The following is a 17,044-nucleotide window of genomic DNA, read 5'->3' as shown; positions in this document are numbered from 1 at the left end:
GCCATGTCCGACCCCGTCGTCGTCACCGCGATCTTCACCCCCGCCGAGGGCCAGCGCGACGCCCTCGTCGCCGCCCTCTCCCCCGCCATCGCCGAGGTCCACGGCGAGGAGGGCTGCGAGCTCTACGCGATCCACGACTCCCCCGACGGCACCATCGTCATGCTCGAGAAGTGGACCAGCGCCGAGGCCCTCGACGCCCACGGCGCCGGCGACCCCGTCGTCCGCCTGAACGCCGCCATCAAGGGCCTCGTCGCCGCGCCCCCCGTCGTGACCCGCCTGTCCCCTATCCCCGCCGGCACCGCCACCCAGGGCGCCCTCTAGCCCCGGACCGGCACCGAGTCGCCCGAGAAGGCCCGTTCTCCACCCCGAGAACGCGCCTTCTCGGGCGACTCAGCGCCGCACCGGCGTCAGCGCGGACGGCCCACCGACGCGCGCTCGATCAGGCGCGTCTCGAGCTCGAGCCGCGTCGCGCTCGAGGACAGCGGCCGGGCCGCGCGGTGCGCCTGGTGCAGCATCCGGAAGGCGGCGGCCCCCATCTGGGCGATCGGCTGCTGGATCGTGGTCAGCGGCGGCGTCGCCCACGCCGACTCCTGCACGTCGTCGAAGCCGATCACGCTGAGGTCGTCCGGGATGCGCAGGCCGGCCAGGTCGGCCGCGTCGTAGACGCCGAGCGCCATGGTGTCCGAGAGCGCGAAGAGCGCGGTGGGCCGGATCAGCGCGTCCGCCAGCATCGCGGAGGCGACCACCCGGGAGCGGTCGCGGTTCCAGCCGCCGTAGACCACGCGCTCCCGCGGCAGCGGCACCCCGGCATCGCGCAGCGCCGTGCTGAAGCCGTCGAGCCGGGCGCTGCTGTAGAGCTGCCCGCGGGCGCCCGCGATCACGCCGATGCGGGTGTGGCCCTGGGCGAGCAGGTGCTCCGCCGCCATCCGGCCGCCGTCCCAGTTGGTCGCGCCGACGCTCGCCACGTCGGCGGGCGGGCGGGTGATCGGATCCACGATCACCACGGGCAGCTCGGCCGTGGTGAGCAGGTGCAGCTGCGCCGCCGTGACGTCCACGAGGACGACGATCGCGCCGAGGGACGAGCGGCGCAGGAGCCGATTGACCCACTCCCCGTCGGGCCGCGCGCGGGTGAGCACCAGGTCGACGCCGGCCGCCGCGGCCTCCTCCTCGATCCCGCCGAGCACGGGACCGATCCAGGTGCCGTCGAGGTGGCCGACCACGACGTCGACGATGTGCGCGACGTGCGGGTCCTCCGCCGGCGGGCGCAGCCGCGGCCGGCGCCGGTAGCCGAGCTCGTGCGCGGCCTCCATCACCCGCAGCCGGGTCGCCTCGGAGACGTCGGTGCCGCCGCTCAGCACCTTGGAGACCGTCGGCACGCTCGTCCCCGCGCGCTCGGCGATGCGCGCCATCGTCGGCCGGGGAGCGGCACCGCTGTCGTCCATTCCCCCACTGTAGAGCAGAACGAGTTGCGAAACCCAGCGGGGAGACGACCGTCGCAGACACCCGGATACCGCCTTGCCCACGACTCTCCGCGGGTGCAGACTGGACGCACACGGGCGGCAACGGCAACAGAGTTGCGCAACTACCGTTCGATGACGAACCGCGGAGCGATCCGCCGAGCACCCCGAGGACACCGATGACCGACCTCCCCCCGTCCACTCCCGCCAAGAGGGCGCTCGTCGTCCGCGGCGGCTGGGACGGCCACCAGCCCGTCGAGGCGACCGAGCTGTTCCTCCCCTTCCTCGCCGAGAACGGCTTCGAGGTGCGCGTCGAGGAGTCGACCGCCGTCTACGCCGACGAGGACTACCTGCGCACCGTCGACCTGATCGTGCAGTCCAACACCATGACCTCGATCGAGTGGCCCGAGTTCCTCGGCCTGCGCGCGGCCGTCGAGCGCGGCACCGGCCTGGCCGGCTGGCACGGCGGCATCGCCGACTCGTACCGCAACAACTCCGACTACCTGCAGCTGATCGGCGGCCAGTTCGTCTCGCACCCGGGCAAGCACCCGGACGAGCGCACCGGCGAGCAGTCGGACAACTACGTCCCGCACACGATCGAGATGACGGCCCTCGCGGCCGACCACCCGATCACCCAGGGCATCGGCGACTTCGAGCTCACCACCGAGCAGTACTGGGTGCTGCACGACGACTACAACGACGTGCTCGCGACCACCACGCAGGCCGTCCGCGAGTGGGACCCGTGGCACCGCCCGATCACCTCCCCCGCCGTCTGGACCCGCCAGTGGGGCGAGGGCCGCATCTTCGTCTCGACCCCCGGCCACCGCGTCGAGATCCTCCAGGACGCCAACGTCCGCACCATCATCGAGAGGGGACTGCTGTGGGCCTCCCGCTGAGAGTCGGCATCATCGGAGTCGGCAAGATCAGCGAGCAGTACCTCGCGAACCTCCCGACCTTCCCCGGCCTCCGCCTCGTCGCGGTCGCCGACCTGAACACCGCGCGAGCGCAGGAGGTCGCCGACGAGCAGGGCGTCCGCGCCCTCTCGGTCGACGAGCTGATCGCCGACCCCGAGGTCGACGCGGTGCTCAACCTGACCATCCCCGCCGCGCACGTCGAGATCGGCACCCGCGCGCTGAAGGCCGGCAAGCACGTCTTCGCGGAGAAGCCGCTCGGCCTGAGCCCCGCCGAGGCCGCGCCGATGCTCGACCTGGCCGAGGAGCTGGGCCTGCGCTTCGGCAGCGCCCCCGACACCGTGCTCGGCACCGGCGTGCAGACCGCGCGGCAGACGCTCGACTCCGGAGTGATCGGCACGCCGATCGCCGCGCAGGTGCACTGGGCCGCCCCCGGCCACGAGCGCTGGCACCCGGCGCCGGAGTTCTACTACCAGCCCGGCGGCGGCCCGCTGCTGGACATGGGCCCGTACTACCTGACCGCGCTGGTGCACTTCTTCGGCCCCGTCGTCCGGGTCACCGGTCTCGCGACCCGCTCGGACCGCCCGCGCACCATCGAGTCCGGCCCGCGCGCCGGCACGCCGATCCCCGTCTCGATCGACACGCACATCAGCGCGCTGCTCGAGCACGAGAACGGCGTCACCTCGACCGTGATGGTCAGCTTCGAGGTCTGGCGCACCCGCGCGCCGAAGTTCGAGATCTTCGGGACGGAGGGCACCATCGCCGTCCCCGACCCGAACATGTTCTCCGACCCCGTCGAGGTCGCGGTGCGCGACGAGGACTGGCGGGTCGTCCCCGACTCCGCCGGCGTCGTCGACACCGGGCGTGGCGTCGGTCTCGCCGACATCGCCGAGGCGATCGAGGAGGACCGGCCGCACCGCGCCTCCGGCCGCCTCGGGCTGCACGTCCTCGAGATCATGGACGCGATCCTCCGCTCGAGCGCCGAGAAGGCGGTCGTCGAGATCGAGTCCAGGGTGGAGCGGCCCGAGCTGCTCCCGCTGCGGACGGCCGCCGGCGAGCCGGTCGGCGAGCCCGTCCGCGCCTGACTCCGCCCGCGCCCGCAGGCACCACCCGACCCGTCCCGCGCCGGCCGCGACCTCTCCCTGGTCGCGGCCGGCGCGCCCCTTCCGAGGAGACCCCCGATGACAGCACCCCTCCGCGTCGCCATGATCGGCCACGCCTTCATGGGCCGCGCCCACGCCCAGGCCTGGCGGACCGCCCCGCGCTTCTTCGACCTGCCGCTGCAGCCCGAGCTCGCCGTGGTCGTCGGCCGCGACGAGGGCCGCGCGCGGGCCGCCGCCGAGAACTTCGGCGCGGCCGAGTCCTCGATCGACTGGCGCGCGGTGATCGCCCGCGACGACATCGACCTGATCGACATCTGCACCCCGGGCGACCAGCACGCCGAGATCGCGATCGCCGCCCTCGAGGCCGGCAAGCACGTGCTCTGCGAGAAGCCGCTCGCGCGCTCCGTCCCCGAGGCGCGGACGATGACGGAGGCGGCCGCCGCGGCGACCGGCTTCGCGATGTGCGGATTCAGCTACCGCCGCACCCCGGCGCTCGCGCTCGCCAAGCGCTTCCTCGAGGAGGGCCGGCTCGGCGAGATCCGGCACGTCCGCGCGCAGTACCTGCAGGACTGGCTGAGCGACTCCGAGGGACCGCTGACCTGGCGCCTCGACAAGGAGAGGGCCGGCTCCGGCGCCCTCGGCGACATCGGCGCGCACAGCATCGACACCGCGCAGTGGCTCACCGGGCAGACGATCGACGGCGTCTCGGCGATGCTGCGCACCTTCGTCACCGAGCGCCCGGTCCTCTCCGCGCAGGCCGGCCTCGGCGGTCGGGCCGAGGAGGGCGCCGAGCGCGGCCCGGTCACCGTGGACGACGCCGCGCTGTTCACCGCGACGCTCAGCGGAGGCGCCGTCGGCGTCTTCGAGTCGACCCGCGTCGCCACCGGCCGGAAGAACGCCAACCGCATCGAGATCAACGGCGAGACGGGCTCGATCGCCTTCGACTTCGAGCGGCTGAACGAGCTCGAGTACTACGACGCCCGCGACCCCGAGGACGCGCAGGGCTTCCGCACCATCCAGGTGACGGAGCCGGTGCACCCCTACGCCGCCGCCTGGTGGCCGACCGGGCACGGGCTCGGCTACGAGCACGTCTTCAGCCACCAGGTCGTCGACCTCGTCACGGCGATCGCCGAGGGCGTCCAGCCCACACCGTCGTTCGCCGACGCCCTGCAGGTGCAGCAGGTGCTCGACGCCGTCGAGCGCAGCGCCGCGGACGGCTCCCGCCTCACGGCCGTCGCCTGACCGGGGCGTCCTGACGGAGGCGTCCTGACCGGGCCGTCCTGACGGAGGAGTCCCGACGGAGACGCCTCGACGGAGACGCCTCCGCGGGCGGTGGCTCACGGGTCACCGCCCGCGGAGGTGCTCGATCGAGACGGCCGTCGCGGCCGCTCGAGGGCCGTGCGTCCTGACGCGTCGACCCTCCTCCGATTCCCGACACGGCCGCAGGCCCCTTTCGGGGGGAGGGACGCCGGAGGACCCCGTAAACTGGGGACCTGGGGGTTCGAGTGGGTCCCCCGAGTGGGGGAGTGCTGCAGTGGGGATCGGTTTCCGGACCGCAGGGGAGCTGCGCGTCCTCGCGGGTGCTCGTCTGCACCCCGTCGTGGGCCCGACCCTCAGCCGCTCCCACGACCGCTCCCGGCTCTCGGCCGGGCTGTCGATGCCCAGCGGCCCCGGTCTCGTGCGGCCCTCGCCGCTGGCTCAGCCGTGGGAGGCGCCGCTCATCCGCCTGATCCGCGCGGGCGCCCCCGCGTCCGAGCTGCACGAGGCGACCGCCGCCTCCCCCGAGGGCTCGAAGCTCGCCGCCGTGATCGAGCTGGTCCGCGACGCGCTGTCGCGCCGGGAGGACGACCGCGCCCTCCGACTCGCCGGCTGGCTGGTGCGGATGCGCTACGACCCGTCCGCCGACCCGTTCCTCCGCCGCTACGGGATCGTCCTCACGGCCCACCTGCCGCTCAGCGCCGGACTCGACATCGACGTCCCGCTCGACGCGACCGCGCTGCGCCTGCTCTTCGCAGAGCTCGCCGCCGCGGACGACCCGGCCGGCGCCACGGCCGCCGTCGAGACACTCCCGCCCTCGACGCTGGCCGCCTCGACGCTCGCCTCGCTCTACTCCGCCCGGCGGCGCTGGGGCGACATGGCGCAGTTCTCGGCGCCGGTGGTCAACGTCGACGCGCCGTCCGCCGCGGTCCTCATCCGCCGCGGCGTCGCCCTGCGCGAGCTCGGCCTGATCGAGAGCGCCCTCGAGGCCTTCGACCGCGTGGTGCGGCCCAATGTCACGACCGCCCGACCCGTCGAGCTCCGGATCGAGGCCCTCTACGAGCGGGCCAGCACCCACCTCGCCGACGGCCGGCGCGCCCCGGCCCGCCGCGACCTCGAGCGCGTCCTCGCCCAGTACCCCGAGAGCCCCGAGGCCCACGAGCTGATGGCCGCCGTCGGCCGCTGACCCGCCCGTCGTCGCCCCCCCCCACTCCTCAAAAGTTGCGGTAGTCGCCAGCGAGTACCGCAACTTCTGCTGAATGGATTGCCGTCGCCGGATCATGCGGGCGAGAAGCCCGCGCAGCGGGCACCACCTGCTGATCGAGAAGCCAGCAGCAGGCACCCCATGCTGATCGAGTAGCCCGTGCAGCGGGCGTATCGAGATCCCCCCACCGCAGGCAGCGGAAAGGGGCGCCCCCGTCACCGGGAACGCCCCTCCACCTCCGATCGACCGGCTCAGCCCTCGGCCTTCGACGGCTTGCCCTCGGCGGGCAGCACCTCGACCGGGGTGTCGCGCGGATCCTCGCCCTCGGCCTGCGAGGGCTTGTCGGCCTGGTCGTCCGGGTCCTCGACGGGGCTCGGGGTCTGGTCGCTCATCGCAGTCCCTCCGGCTCGTCCGAGGTGGCGGACGGCTCGGGGTGCGCCTCGAACTCCATCCAGGCCCGGTCGAGCGAGGCCTGCGCCGAGGCGGGCTCGCTCGCGAAGTAGCCGTCGTAGATGGCGCGTCCGCCGTGCTCCGGCAGGTCGCCGCGGCCGGCGTAGGTCTGGGCGAGCTCGCCGACCTCGTCGTCCCTCTTCTCCTGGTCCCGCAACCACGCGGGGAAGGTCTGCGTCATGGTGACACCTCTCTCTCCTCCGTCCAGACAATCCCTCCGACCGGCGGGCTGCAAGCCCTTGCCCCGGGCGTTCGCCCGCCGCGATCAGGGGCCGCGAGCACTGCGAGGATTCCGGTATGGACAGCAGCGAGCACCCCCGTCGCCCCGACGTCACCAGCGTCGACATCGTCGGCGGCGCCGAGCCGCTCGCGGTCGGACTGCACGCGTACGACGAGGGCTGGCCGGAGGCGTTCCGCGAGCACCAGCGGCGGATCGCGCAGGCCCTCGCCGCGCTGGACGTCGCGATCGAGCACATCGGCTCGACGTCCGTGCCCGGCCTCGCGGCGAAGCCGATCGTCGACATCGCCGTCGCCGTCCCCGACATCACCGCGGAGGAGGACTACCTCGACCCGCTGCTCGCGGCCGGGTACGCGCTCCGGGTCCGCGAGCCCGGGCACCGCCTCGTCCGCACCCCGGACCGCGACGTGCACGTGCACGTCTACGGCCGGCGCGACGCCGCGATCGAGGAGTACCTCCTGCTCCGCGACCACCTCCGCCGCGACGCGGCCGACCGCACCCTCTACGAGGCGACCAAGCGCTCGCTGATGGAGCGGAGCTGGGCCGACATGAACGCCTACTCGGACGCCAAGACCGAGGTGATCGAGGCCATCAAGGCGCGGGCGCGAGCTGCACGCGACGACACAGCGACGTCGGGCTCGACGCCGGCCTGAGCCCCGGTGCGTCGCCTCGCGCCGGTTCGCCGAACGGCGTTGCCCGCCGCGCCGCCGTCGCGTGAGGCTGGACGGATGCATGCCGACGAGTACCTGTCCCCCGAGGAGCTCCCCGAGCCGCCGACGCTGGACGTCGTGACGCGGTTCTTCCGAGGCCCGCTCTTCACCCTCACGCCGCAGCCGTCCCTGGAGGAGTGGGTGTCCTCGGCCTCGGCGCGCGACCGGGGCGGGGTGATCCTCTTCGACGAGGCCTCGATCGGCTACACCTTCTGGCGCAACCCGGACGACCACGACGACCCCGCGAATCTCGAGGAGCTCGACGGCGAGCCGGGGCCCTCGCCCGACGCCTCGCCGACGCATCCCGTACCCGAGTGGATGGCGGAGATCGCCGCCAGGATGCCGTACCCCCAGCTCTGGGACGCGGTTCGGACGAGCGTGGCGGAGGAGCACTCGCCGTGGCAGAGCATCGAGTTCGCGCTCCTCGAGCACGTGAACCGCATCCTGAGGAGCCGCCTCCGCAGCGAGCGCGCCGGTGGGAGCGACCCCGGCGAGCTCCTCGGCCCCGCGATGGACCTCGGCGTGGAGCACGGCGTCCCGCTCCTCCTCGACGGGCGGTGGGTCCCCGGCATCCGGATCGACACCGACCCGCACGTCCTCGGCGTCGGCGCCCACCTCGGCGACCGCTTCCTGACGGCCGTCGTCGACCGCGACCGCCTCCCCTTCCTCGACTTCACCTTCGTCACCCGCCACGCCCGCGGCTGACCACCGTTGCTGGTCGACCAGCCCGCGCAGCGGGCGTATCGAGACCCACCATCGCCACGAGCCGAGTCCGCAGAACTCAGGCGCTGACGGGTTCGGGTCTCGATACGCCCCTGCGGGGCTACTCGACCAGCATGCTTCCGCCGAGCACCGCGTCGAGAGACCCGCCCCCCTTGCTGGTCGAGTAGCCCGCTCCGCGGGCGTATCGAGACCCGCCATCGCCGAACCGCCGCTCGCCTCCCCCCGCCCACCGCCGCTTCGCGCCGGGTCACCGCCCGCCGTTGCACCTGCCGAGGCGACGCGCAAGGCTCGGAGGATGTTCTACGACGAGAGCGCCCGCCTCGAGGACGTCCCGGTCCCGCCGACCCTCGACGAGGTGGCGCGCGCCTTCCCGGGCCCGCTGTACGGCTTCGTTCCTCAGCCGTCGCTCGAGCCGTGGACGTCCGGAACGGCGTCGAGCACCTCCGGCGGACGCGTCGAGATCGAGTCCGTGGCGATCGGCTACACGCTCTGGCTGAACCCGGACGACCACGACGACCCCGCCAACCTCGCGGAGCTCGACGACGAGCTGCGCGCCTCACTCGACGCCCCACCGGTGCGCCCGCTGCCCGACTGGATGACCGCGATCACCGCCCGGATGCGCTACCCGTGGCTGTGGGAGGCGGTGCGGACGACCGTCGCGCACGAGCCCGCCCCGCCGTGGCACTCCGTCGAGAGCGTCCTCGTGGAGCACGTGAACCACATCCTGAGGAACCGGTTCCGCGACGAGCGGGTCCGCGGCGGCTTCCCGGGCGAGCTGCTCGGCCCCGCGACCGAGAAGTGCGTCGAGCACGACGTCCCGCTCCTCCTCGACGGCCGCCCGGTCCCCGGCCTCCGGATCGACACCGACGCGCACGTCTTCGGCGTCGGCGCCCACCTCGGCGACCGCGTCCTGACGGCCGTCGTCGAGCGCGACCGCCTCCCCCTCTTCGACCTCGCCTTCGCCACCCACCGCGCCCCCGCCTGATCTCCCCTGCTGGTCGAGCAGCCCGCGCAGCGGCCCACCGATTCGCTGGTCGAGTAGCCCGCGCAGCGGGCGTATCGAGACCCCTGACCAGCACCGTTCGGCCAGGGATTCCCGATCAGGGCGCCGCGAGGTGGAGCCGGTCGTCGCACCAGCTCGCGATCGCGGGGTCGTGGGTCGCGACGACCACGCTCGCGCCGTGACCGGCCAGCTCGGTCAGCACGTCGAGCACGGTCTCACTGTTCTCGGCGTCGAGGGCGCCGGTCGGCTCGTCGGCGAGGACCAGGTTCGGGCTCTTGACCAGCAGCCGGGCGAGCGCGACCCGCTGCTGCTCGCCGCCGCTCAGCCGGGCGACGCGCTCGCGGCCCCGCCCCGCCAGGCCGACGCGCTCGAGCGCGCGCTCGAACCGGTCGCTGCGTCCGCGCCGCTCGCCGAGCGCGATCGCGAGGTTCTGCTCGACGGTCGCGGTGTCGACGAGGGCGTAGCTCTGGAAGAGGTAGCCGAGCCGGTCCCGCCGGAAGCGCCGGCGGCCGTGCGCCCGGAGCCGGGTCAGCTCCTCGCCGTCGACCTCGATCGAGCCCGAGTCGGGGGCGTCGAGGAGCCCGAGGCAGTTGAGGAGCGTCGACTTGCCGCTGCCGCTCGCGCCGGTGAGGGCGAGGGTGCTGCCCGAGGCGACGGTCACGTCGAGCCCGCTCCACAGCGTGCGTCGGCCGTAGCCCTTGGCGAGGTGGGTGGCGAGGATCACAGGAGGCCTTTCCGTTCGGTCGGGAGGGAGGAGTGGAGCGGGGAGCGCATCAGGCGTCGACGACGGGCGAGCGGCTCGCCCTCCGGTGGGCGAGGGCCAGGCACGCGAGGAGGAGCGCAGCACTGGCTGCGACCACGCCGATGTCCAGCGCCGTCTGCTCGAGCAGGAAGTTCTCGGTGTCGACCGTGCCGAGGTCGATCACCGTGCGGACGTCCTTCGGATCGCGGAACCACTGCGGGATGACGGCGAGCGCCAGCGTCGCGGTCAGCAGCACACCCTCCAGCAGGAGCCCGCTGCGGTGCGCCGTGAGCGGTCCGAGCCCGGACAGCCGGTGCACGAACGCCCGCTTGCGGTCCTTCTCCACCAGCACCACCGCCGCGACGAGACCGGTGAGCAGCACGACGATCCCGCCGCTCACGAACCCGATCACGTTGATCGCGTGGGCACCGAGCGCCCGCCGGTACTGCTCGTTCGCCTGGTACGCCACTGGGGTGATGGAGGCCACGAAGGGGGAGAGACCGCCCACCTCGATGGCGGCCGGGAGCGCCGCGGGTTCGGTGAAGATCACTCCTCCCTGGGTGATCACCGCGACCAGCTCGGAGGCGGCGAGCACCCCGACCGATGGCAGAACGACGACGACCGGATCGACGAGCTCGGGCTCCGGGCGGAAGCTGTGCTCACCGGAGCCCAGGGTGACGAGGACCTGCCCCGACGGCACGACGTGCTCCGCGACTGGAAGACCGACGGTCGCGGGTGCCGGATCCGAGACGCTCGACTGCGTGTCCTGCCAGGAGTGCAAGTCGGCCAGCACGGACAGCCGGTACTCAGCAGACGTGTCCTCCGGCTCGAGGACAGTGAGGACGCCGTCGGGGACCTCGGTCATCCGGCGCCCGTCGTCGCCGAGCACCTCGACCCTCCGGAGGTATCCCTCATTGACGAGCAGCACGTTTCCCTGGTCGCTGAGTCCCGGCGTGACGAAGATCACCCCTCCGGAGGCTTCCTGCGAGACGGCCAGATCGGCCAGTCGCCGATCAGCGGCGTGGTACTCGGACGGGCTCAAGTACCCGCCGATGCCAATCGTGACCGCGTCTTGCGCGACACTCCGGAGCTCGCGGCTGCGCCCCTCGATGTCGGCGACCCGGGCGCTCTGACCGAGCGCGGCGACGATCGCGAGGAGCACCAGCACCGCCGGGACCCGGACGGCGTAGACGCCGAGCAGCACCCACCAGCCGTCGATCTCGCCCTTCACCTGGTCGACGAGCCGGCGGCCGTCGGTGAGGGCGATCGCGAGGATCTGCGCGACGACCGCGGCGAGCAGGAGGAGCGCGAGCAGCCGACCGAAGAGCGCGAGGACCGTCGGCAGCTGCGCGAGGCCGTTCAGAGCGGCCGTCGCGAGAGCGACCGCCGCCACTCCGCCGACGGAGAAGGTGACCACCGGGAGCGCGAGGAAGCGCCACTCCGCGAGCAGGATCGTCAGGACCCCCGCGCCGTGCAGTCGCTGCACCCCGTGCGCCCGGCTCCGCAGCAGCGTTCCCGCTCCGACCAGAACGATGACGGCGAGCAGCGCGACGGCGAGTGAGCGCATCAGATCGCCGTACTCGCGGTACGTGTCGACGTCGATGCCCGAGGCGTAGGGCGCGACCCGGCCCGACCAGCCGCCGTTCTCGATGACCGCGAGCACCGCCTCCGCATCCGCTCGATCACCCCCGACCAGCCAGGCTCCGCGCGGATCGAGCAGGCCGAGGTCCTGCAGCGGCGCGACCGTCGTCGTGATCGCGGTGTCGACAGCGCCGTAGCCGTCGCGGAGCAGCTCCGCCGCGGTCCCCTCGCCTGCGACGTAGAGGTGGCGCACGGTCGCCGGATCCACCGAATCCTCGACGTACCGGACGATGTCGACACCACGATCGTCCGCCAGCGCCGTGAGGTCACGGTAGACCTCGCTCGCGGAGACCCGGGGTGTCGCGTCCTGCGACACGACGAGCTGCCAGCCCCCGTTCCACACCGGGCCACGCGCATCGAACGCGCGAACGAACAGGACGGCGAGCACCGCCGCCAGGACGACGGCCAGCACATAGCCGAGGACCACACTCTTGCTTCTCACAGCTCTCCCGCTGTCAGGGCGGGCGAGGCCGAAGCCCCGCCCGCCTATCGATCAGGACTCAGCAGACGTCGTAGTACGCGGAGTCGACCTCGAAGGTGCGAGCGGGTGCACTCACCGAGGCATCCCGGCCCGCAGCCTTGCAGCCGGTGCGGTGGTACTCGCCGTTGAAGACTGTCGCCTTATGCGACCGCGAGTCGTGCTGATACGACGACAGCACGGTCCCGCCGGTCGTCCCGTGGATCCACGTCCCTCCCTCCTCGGGGTGGGACACGGTGTACGCCGCCGCCACGGGCGCGATCAGCATCGCCCCCGTGAGGGCGAGTCCGGTGATGAAGGACCGGCGGGAGCCGGGTGCTCGGAAGGACATGGGGGACCTCTCTGTGTTCGGACCGCCGTCGCCGAGACCGGTGAGGCGGGCTGCGCTGCCGCAGCGAGGGAACCGTATGCCCGAACCCATACTGATCTGATCACATCGACGAGGCATCCGGACGACTCGGCGCGTTTCAGTGCCTGTGGAGGAGCCTCAACACCCCTCCGCACCCCGCCGAAAGGCCGGGCAAGCGCATACCCACCCCCGCCCCGCGCTCGGCGGCCGGAACCGCCCCCGCGCGGGAGTACCGTGACGCCATGACAGCGCAGGACGACATCGGTGCGGAGCAGGCGCCCGCGAAGGACTTCTCGCACGAGCAGGAGGGCTACCAGCACGGTCTGAAGCCCCGCCAGCTCCAGATGATCGCGATCGGCGGCGCGATCGGAACCGGCCTCTTCCTCGGCGCCGGCGGCCGCCTCAACTCCGCAGGCCCGGCCCTCGCGATCGCCTACCTCGTCGCCGGCGTCTTCGCCTTCTTCATCCTCCGCGCTCTCGGCGAGCTCGTCCTGCACCGCCCGTCGTCGGGATCGTTCATCTCCTACGCCCGCGAGTTCTACGGCGAGAAGTTCGCCTACGCCGCAGGCTGGATGTACTTCCTCAACTGGGCGATGACCTCGATCGTCGACACCACCGCCGTCGCCGTCTACCTCAAGTACTGGTCGGCCTTCACCGCGGCGCCGCAGTGGCTCCTCGCCCTGATCGCGCTGCTCGTCGTCCTCGCCGCGAACATGGTCGCGGTCAAGGTCTTCGGCGAGCTCGAGTTCTGGTTCGCGCTGATCAAGGTGACGGCGCTGGTCGCCTTCCTCGTCGTCGCGCTGATCTGGCTCGTCTTCGCCTTCCCGGTGCAGGCCGGCGGCGAGACCGTGCAGACCGGCGTCTCGATCCTCTCGGACAACGGCGGCATCCTGCCCAACGGACTGCTCCCCGCGGTCCTGGTGATGCAGGGCGTCGTCTTCGCCTACGCCGCGATCGAGCTGGTCGGCACCGCCTCCGGCGAGACGCAGGACACCGAGAAGGTGATCCCCCGCGCGATCAACTCGGTGATCTTCCGGATCGCGATCTTCTACGTCGGCTCGATCGTCCTGCTCTCGCTGCTGCTCCCCTACACCGCCTACAAGGAGGGCGAGAGCCCCTTCGTCACCTTCTTCTCCTCGATCGGCGGGCCCGAGGTCGGCACGATCGCCGGCTCGATCATGAACTTCGTGGTGCTCACCGCGGCGCTCTCCTCGCTCAACGCCGGCCTCTACTCCACCGGTCGCGCGCTGCACTCGATGGGGATGAACGGCTCCGCCCCGAAGTGGACGACGCGGATGTCGAAGGGCGGCGTGCCCTACGCGGGCATCCTGCTGACCGCGACCTTCACGGTGGCGGGCGTGGTGCTGAACTACTTCGTGCCGAGCCAGGCGTTCGAGATCGCGCTGAACATCGCGAGCCTGGGCATCATCACGGCGTGGGGCACGATCATCCTCTGCCAGATGCGACTGCGGCAGTGGGCGAAGAAGGGCCTCGCGAAGGAGCCGTCCTTCAAGCTCCCCGGCGCTCCGGTCACCTCCTGGCTGACCCTCGTCTTCCTGGCCGTGGTGCTGGTGCTGATGGCGATCGACTTCCCGGTCGGCACGCTCACGATCGCCTCGCTGGTGATCATCGTCCCGCTGCTGGTGGCCGGCTGGTTCCTGCAGCGCGGACGCATCCTCCGGATCGCGGAGCTGCGCGACGGAGTGACGGGGCCGTTCCCGGTGACCGGTCGCGACCCGTCCGCCCAGGTCCGGCGCGACCGCGACGACGAGAGCTGAGGCCCGCGAGACCGGCGCCCGGCCCGCGCGCCCACCGTTACTCTCGATCGCGCGGGCGCCCACGCGCCGGCGGAACGGGAGCGGCATGGCCACGGTGGACTCCGCGGAGCGGCGCGCGCGCCTGATCGAGCTGCTCGAGCGCGACGGCGCGATCCGCCTCGACGACGCGGCGGCCGAGCTCGACGTCTCGACGATGACCGTCCGCCGCGACCTGGCCGACCTCGAGGCGGAGGGCCGGCTCAGCCGGGTCCGCGGCGGCGCGGTCGCCGCGCTCCGCCCCCGCCCCTTCGCCGAGCGCCTGGCCGCGGGCGCCGCCGCCAAGCGCGAGATCGCCCGCAAGGCCGTCGCCCTGCTGCCCGACTCGGGCGCGGTCGCGGTCGACGCCTCCTCGACCGCCGGCACCCTGCTCGCCGCCGCCCCGGAGTCGCCGCGGCTGCTGATCGCCACCAACTCGCTGGAGAACCACGCCTCGGCCCGTGCCACCCGCGCCCGGGTCGTGCTGATCGGCGGCGAGCTCCAGGCCGAGACCGACAGCTTCGTCGGCCCGCTCGCCTGCGCCGGCGCGGCCGAGCTGCACTACGACCGCTTCTTCACCTCCGCCTCGGCGGTCACCCGCGCGGGCACCAGCGAGGTGACGCTCGAGGAGGCCCAGGTGAAGCGCGTGCTCGTCGCCGCCTCCGCCGAGACGGTGCTGCTGGTCGACTCCTCCAAGCTCGAGCGCACGGCCCTCGCCCGCGCGCTGGACTGGGACGCGATCGCGGTGCTCGTGACCGAGCTCGACCCCGCGGACGAGCGACTCGACCCGTTCCGCGGACTCGCCGACGTCCGCTGACGTCCGCTGACGTCCGCTGACGTCCGCTGACGTCCGCTGACGTCCGCTGACGAGCATTGACCGGAACGAGTCGGCCTGTTAGCTTCTGTGATAGTTAACACACTCGTTCAATCAGACGGAGAAGTCATGGCAGCCTCGACCGCCGCAGAGCTCATCGCCCGCTCGAACCGCCTCGGGGCCGACCCGCGCAACACGAACTACGCGGGCGGCAACACCTCCGCGAAGGGCGTCGAGACCGATCCGGTCACCGGCGAGCCCGTCGAGCTGCTCTGGGTCAAGGGCTCCGGCGGCGACCTCGGCACCCTGAAGGAGTCCGGCCTCGCGGTCCTCCGCATGGACCGCCTCCGCGCGCTCGTGAACGTCTACCCCGGCGTCGACCGCGAGGACGAGATGGTCGCCGCGTTCGACTACACGCTGCACGGCAAGGGCGGCGCCGCCCCCTCGATCGACACCGCGATGCACGGCCTCGTCGACGCCGCGCACGTCGACCACCTGCACCCCGACTCCGGCATCGCCTTCGCGACCGCCGCCGACGGCGAGCGCCTCACCGCGGAGGCCTTCGGCGGCACCGTCGCCTGGGTCCCGTGGCGCCGCCCCGGCTTCCAGCTCGGCCTCGACATCGCCGCGATCAAGGAGGCGAACCCCGAGGTCATCGGCGCGATCCTCGGCGGCCACGGCATCACCGCCTGGGGCGACACCAGCGAGGAGGCGGAGGCGAACTCGCTCCGCATCATCGAGACCGCCAGCGCGTACATCGCCGAGCACGGACGCCCCGAGCCCTTCGGTCCCGCCCTCGACGGCTACGCCGCCCTGCCCGAGGAGGAGCGCCGCGCCAAGGCCGCCGCCCTCGCCGCCCACCTGCGCTCGATCGCCTCGCACGACCGCCCCCAGGTCGGCCACTTCACCGACTCCGCCGAGGTCCTCGACTTCCTCGCGAGCACCGAGCACCCTCGCCTGGCCGCGCTCGGCACCTCCTGCCCCGACCACTTCCTCCGCACCAAGGTGAAGCCGCTGCTCGTCGACCTGCCGGCCACGGCCACGGTCGAGGAGATCGTCGAGCGCCTCCCCGCGCTGCACGAGGCCTACCGCGCCGATTACCAGGCCTACTACGACGCGCACGCGACGCCCGAGAGCCCCGCGATCCGCGGCGCCGACCCGCTGATCGTGCTCGTGCCCGGCGTGGGCATGTTCTCCTACGGCGCGAACAAGCAGACCGCCCGCGTCGCCGGCGAGTTCTACGTCAACGCGATCAACGTGATGCGCGGCGCCGAGGCGATCTCGACCTACGCGCCGATCGACGAGGCCGAGAAGTTCCGCATCGAGTACTGGGCGCTCGAGGAGGCGAAGCTGCAGCGGATGCCGAAGCCCAAGCCCCTCGCCTCCCGCATCGCGCTGGTGACCGGCGCCGCCTCCGGCATCGGCAAGGCCATCGCCACCCGCCTCGCCGCCGAGGGCGCCTGCGTCGTCGTCGCCGACCTCGACCTCGCCAAGGCGCAGGCCGCGGCCGCCGAGCTCGGCTCGACCGACGTCGCGGTAGGAGTGGCGGCGAACGTCTCCGACGCCGCCGCCGTGAAGGCTGCGATCGACGCCACCGTCCTCGCCTTCGGCGGCCTGGACCTGGTGGTCAACAACGCCGGCCTCTCGCTCTCGAAGTCCCTCTTCGACACCACCGAGGCCGACTGGGACCTCCAGCACGACGTGATGGCGAAGGGCTCGTTCCTCGTCTCGCAGGCCGCGGCCCGCGTGCTCGTCGACCAGAAGCTCGGCGGCGACATCGTCTACATCTCCTCGAAGAACTCGGTCTTCGCCGGCCCGAACAACATCGCCTACTCCGCGACCAAGGCCGACCAGGCCCACCAGGTGCGCCTGCTGGCCGCCGAGCTCGGCGAGCACGGCATCAAGGTCAACGGCATCAACCCCGACGGCGTCGTCCGCGGCTCCGGCATCTTCGCCTCCGGCTGGGGCGCGAACCGCGCCAAGACCTACGGCATCGACGAGGAGGACCTGGGCGCGTTCTACGCCAAGCGCACCATCCTCAAGCGCGAGGTCGTCCCCGAGAACGTCGCCAACGCTGTCTTCGCCCTCTGCACTTCGGACTTCTCGCACACCACGGGGCTACACGTCCCGGTGGATGCGGGCGTGGCTGCGGCCTTCCTCCGATGACCGCG

The 17,044-nt window shown here is 72.6% G+C and carries 17 protein-coding genes; 11 read left to right on the top strand and 6 right to left on the bottom strand.

Annotation, left to right across the window (positions count from 1 at the left end):
• The first annotated feature begins 3 nt into the window (after nt 1-3).
• Complete coding sequence (locus tag EDF22_RS19525; protein WP_123706475.1) at nt 4-321, top strand: putative quinol monooxygenase; 318 nt, start codon at nt 4-6, stop codon at nt 319-321.
• Between the two features lie 86 nt (nt 322-407).
• Here the strand turns inward: EDF22_RS19525 and EDF22_RS19520 are convergent, their stop codons facing one another.
• On the bottom strand, nt 408-1,442 hold the full coding sequence (locus EDF22_RS19520) for a LacI family DNA-binding transcriptional regulator (protein WP_208544815.1): 1,035 nt from the start codon (nt 1,440-1,442) through the stop codon (nt 408-410).
• A gap of 194 nt (nt 1,443-1,636) precedes the next feature.
• Between EDF22_RS19520 and EDF22_RS19515 the strand changes: the two genes are divergently transcribed.
• The 4 genes from EDF22_RS19515 (at nt 1,637) to EDF22_RS19500 (ending at nt 5,914) form a co-directional block, all read left to right on the top strand.
• Nucleotides 1,637-2,353: a ThuA domain-containing protein gene (locus tag EDF22_RS19515; RefSeq protein WP_123706473.1), complete on the top strand. Its 717-nt coding sequence runs from the start codon at nt 1,637-1,639 to the stop codon at nt 2,351-2,353.
• Entirely contained in the window at nt 2,338-3,453 is a 1,116-nt protein-coding gene (locus EDF22_RS19510; RefSeq protein WP_123706472.1) for a Gfo/Idh/MocA family protein, read from the top strand. Before EDF22_RS19515 ends, EDF22_RS19510 begins: the two co-directional genes overlap by 16 nt.
• A 96-nt stretch (nt 3,454-3,549) precedes the next feature.
• Nucleotides 3,550-4,713 (top strand): Gfo/Idh/MocA family protein, encoded by a 1,164-nt coding sequence (locus tag EDF22_RS19505; RefSeq protein WP_123706471.1) that lies wholly within the window; start codon nt 3,550-3,552, stop codon nt 4,711-4,713.
• A gap of 292 nt (nt 4,714-5,005) precedes the next feature.
• Nucleotides 5,006-5,914 (top strand): tetratricopeptide repeat protein, encoded by a 909-nt coding sequence (locus EDF22_RS19500; RefSeq protein WP_123706470.1) that lies wholly within the window; start codon nt 5,006-5,008, stop codon nt 5,912-5,914.
• A gap of 269 nt (nt 5,915-6,183) precedes the next feature.
• On the opposite strand, the gene EDF22_RS21010 is transcribed toward EDF22_RS19500, so the two are convergent.
• Both EDF22_RS21010 and EDF22_RS19495 read right to left on the bottom strand, forming a co-directional pair.
• A complete protein-coding gene (locus EDF22_RS21010) occupies nt 6,184-6,324 on the bottom strand; it encodes a hypothetical protein (RefSeq protein WP_159421935.1) in 141 nt (46 codons plus the stop codon).
• A complete protein-coding gene (locus EDF22_RS19495) occupies nt 6,321-6,563 on the bottom strand; it encodes a hypothetical protein (RefSeq protein ID WP_123706469.1) in 243 nt (80 codons plus the stop codon). Before EDF22_RS19495 ends, EDF22_RS21010 begins: the two co-directional genes overlap by 4 nt.
• A 116-nt stretch (nt 6,564-6,679) precedes the next feature.
• On the opposite strand from EDF22_RS19495, the gene EDF22_RS19490 reads away from it, so the two are divergent.
• From EDF22_RS19490 to EDF22_RS19480, 3 genes are all read left to right on the top strand, one after another.
• Nucleotides 6,680-7,273 (top strand): GrpB family protein, encoded by a 594-nt coding sequence (locus tag EDF22_RS19490; RefSeq protein ID WP_123706468.1) that lies wholly within the window; start codon nt 6,680-6,682, stop codon nt 7,271-7,273.
• Between the two features lie 75 nt (nt 7,274-7,348).
• Nucleotides 7,349-8,035 carry a hypothetical protein gene (locus EDF22_RS19485; RefSeq protein ID WP_123706467.1) on the top strand — a complete coding sequence of 229 codons (687 nt, stop codon included), beginning with the start codon at nt 7,349-7,351 and terminating at the stop codon, nt 8,033-8,035.
• Between the two features lie 313 nt (nt 8,036-8,348).
• Complete coding sequence (locus tag EDF22_RS19480) at nt 8,349-9,038, top strand: hypothetical protein (protein WP_123706466.1); 690 nt, start codon at nt 8,349-8,351, stop codon at nt 9,036-9,038.
• 115 nt (nt 9,039-9,153) lie between these two features.
• Here EDF22_RS19480 and EDF22_RS19475 read toward each other — a convergent pair whose 3' ends face one another.
• The 3 genes from EDF22_RS19475 to EDF22_RS19465 form a co-directional block, all read right to left on the bottom strand.
• Nucleotides 9,154-9,780 carry an ABC transporter ATP-binding protein gene (locus EDF22_RS19475; RefSeq protein ID WP_123706465.1) on the bottom strand — a complete coding sequence of 209 codons (627 nt, stop codon included), beginning with the start codon at nt 9,778-9,780 and terminating at the stop codon, nt 9,154-9,156.
• Nucleotides 9,781-9,829: 49 nt separating this feature from the next.
• Nucleotides 9,830-11,866 carry a hypothetical protein gene (locus EDF22_RS19470; protein WP_123706464.1) on the bottom strand — a complete coding sequence of 679 codons (2,037 nt, stop codon included), beginning with the start codon at nt 11,864-11,866 and terminating at the stop codon, nt 9,830-9,832.
• Nucleotides 11,867-11,939: 73 nt separating this feature from the next.
• A complete protein-coding gene (locus EDF22_RS19465) occupies nt 11,940-12,248 on the bottom strand; it encodes a lactococcin 972 family bacteriocin (protein ID WP_132436830.1) in 309 nt (102 codons plus the stop codon).
• Nucleotides 12,249-12,508: 260 nt separating this feature from the next.
• On the opposite strand from EDF22_RS19465, the gene EDF22_RS19460 reads away from it, so the two are divergent.
• The 3 genes from EDF22_RS19460 (at nt 12,509) to EDF22_RS19450 (ending at nt 17,039) form a co-directional block, all read left to right on the top strand.
• Nucleotides 12,509-14,044, top strand: coding sequence for an amino acid permease (locus EDF22_RS19460; RefSeq protein WP_123706462.1), 1,536 nt, complete (start codon nt 12,509-12,511; stop codon nt 14,042-14,044).
• An 85-nt stretch (nt 14,045-14,129) separates the two neighbouring features.
• The gene (locus EDF22_RS19455) at nt 14,130-14,876 is read left to right on the top strand and encodes a DeoR/GlpR family DNA-binding transcription regulator (protein ID WP_123706461.1); all 747 of its coding nucleotides are present in this window, start codon (nt 14,130-14,132) and stop codon (nt 14,874-14,876) included.
• Nucleotides 14,877-15,002: 126 nt separating this feature from the next.
• The gene (locus EDF22_RS19450; RefSeq protein WP_123706460.1) at nt 15,003-17,039 is read left to right on the top strand and encodes a bifunctional aldolase/short-chain dehydrogenase; all 2,037 of its coding nucleotides are present in this window, start codon (nt 15,003-15,005) and stop codon (nt 17,037-17,039) included.
• Nucleotides 17,040-17,044: the final 5 nt, after the last annotated feature.

The organism is Rathayibacter sp. PhB127, assembly GCF_003751665.1.
In the GTDB taxonomy this organism is placed as follows: Bacteria; Actinomycetota; Actinomycetes; order Actinomycetales; family Microbacteriaceae; genus Rathayibacter; species Rathayibacter festucae.
Note: the sequence above shows the minus strand (reverse complement) of the source record. Positions and strands in the feature narration are given on the sequence as shown.

Excerpts from the sequence above, each read along its gene's own strand:
- EDF22_RS19525 (WP_123706475.1), top strand. The coding sequence starts at position 4 with ATGTCCGACCCCGTCGTCGTCACCGCGATCTTCACCCCCGCCGAGGGC.
- EDF22_RS19520 (WP_208544815.1), bottom strand. The coding sequence starts at position 1,442 with ATGGACGACAGCGGTGCCGCTCCCCGGCCGACGATGGCGCGCATCGCC.
- EDF22_RS19515 (WP_123706473.1), top strand. The coding sequence starts at position 1,637 with ATGACCGACCTCCCCCCGTCCACTCCCGCCAAGAGGGCGCTCGTCGTC.
- EDF22_RS19505 (WP_123706471.1), top strand. The coding sequence starts at position 3,550 with ATGACAGCACCCCTCCGCGTCGCCATGATCGGCCACGCCTTCATGGGC.
- EDF22_RS21010 (WP_159421935.1), bottom strand. The coding sequence starts at position 6,324 with ATGAGCGACCAGACCCCGAGCCCCGTCGAGGACCCGGACGACCAGGCC.
- EDF22_RS19495 (WP_123706469.1), bottom strand. The coding sequence starts at position 6,563 with ATGACGCAGACCTTCCCCGCGTGGTTGCGGGACCAGGAGAAGAGGGAC.
- EDF22_RS19490 (WP_123706468.1), top strand. The coding sequence starts at position 6,680 with ATGGACAGCAGCGAGCACCCCCGTCGCCCCGACGTCACCAGCGTCGAC.
- EDF22_RS19485 (WP_123706467.1), top strand. The coding sequence starts at position 7,349 with ATGCATGCCGACGAGTACCTGTCCCCCGAGGAGCTCCCCGAGCCGCCG.
- EDF22_RS19480 (WP_123706466.1), top strand. The coding sequence starts at position 8,349 with ATGTTCTACGACGAGAGCGCCCGCCTCGAGGACGTCCCGGTCCCGCCG.
- EDF22_RS19465 (WP_132436830.1), bottom strand. The coding sequence starts at position 12,248 with ATGTCCTTCCGAGCACCCGGCTCCCGCCGGTCCTTCATCACCGGACTC.
- EDF22_RS19460 (WP_123706462.1), top strand. The coding sequence starts at position 12,509 with ATGACAGCGCAGGACGACATCGGTGCGGAGCAGGCGCCCGCGAAGGAC.
- EDF22_RS19455 (WP_123706461.1), top strand. The coding sequence starts at position 14,130 with ATGGCCACGGTGGACTCCGCGGAGCGGCGCGCGCGCCTGATCGAGCTG.
- EDF22_RS19450 (WP_123706460.1), top strand. The coding sequence starts at position 15,003 with ATGGCAGCCTCGACCGCCGCAGAGCTCATCGCCCGCTCGAACCGCCTC.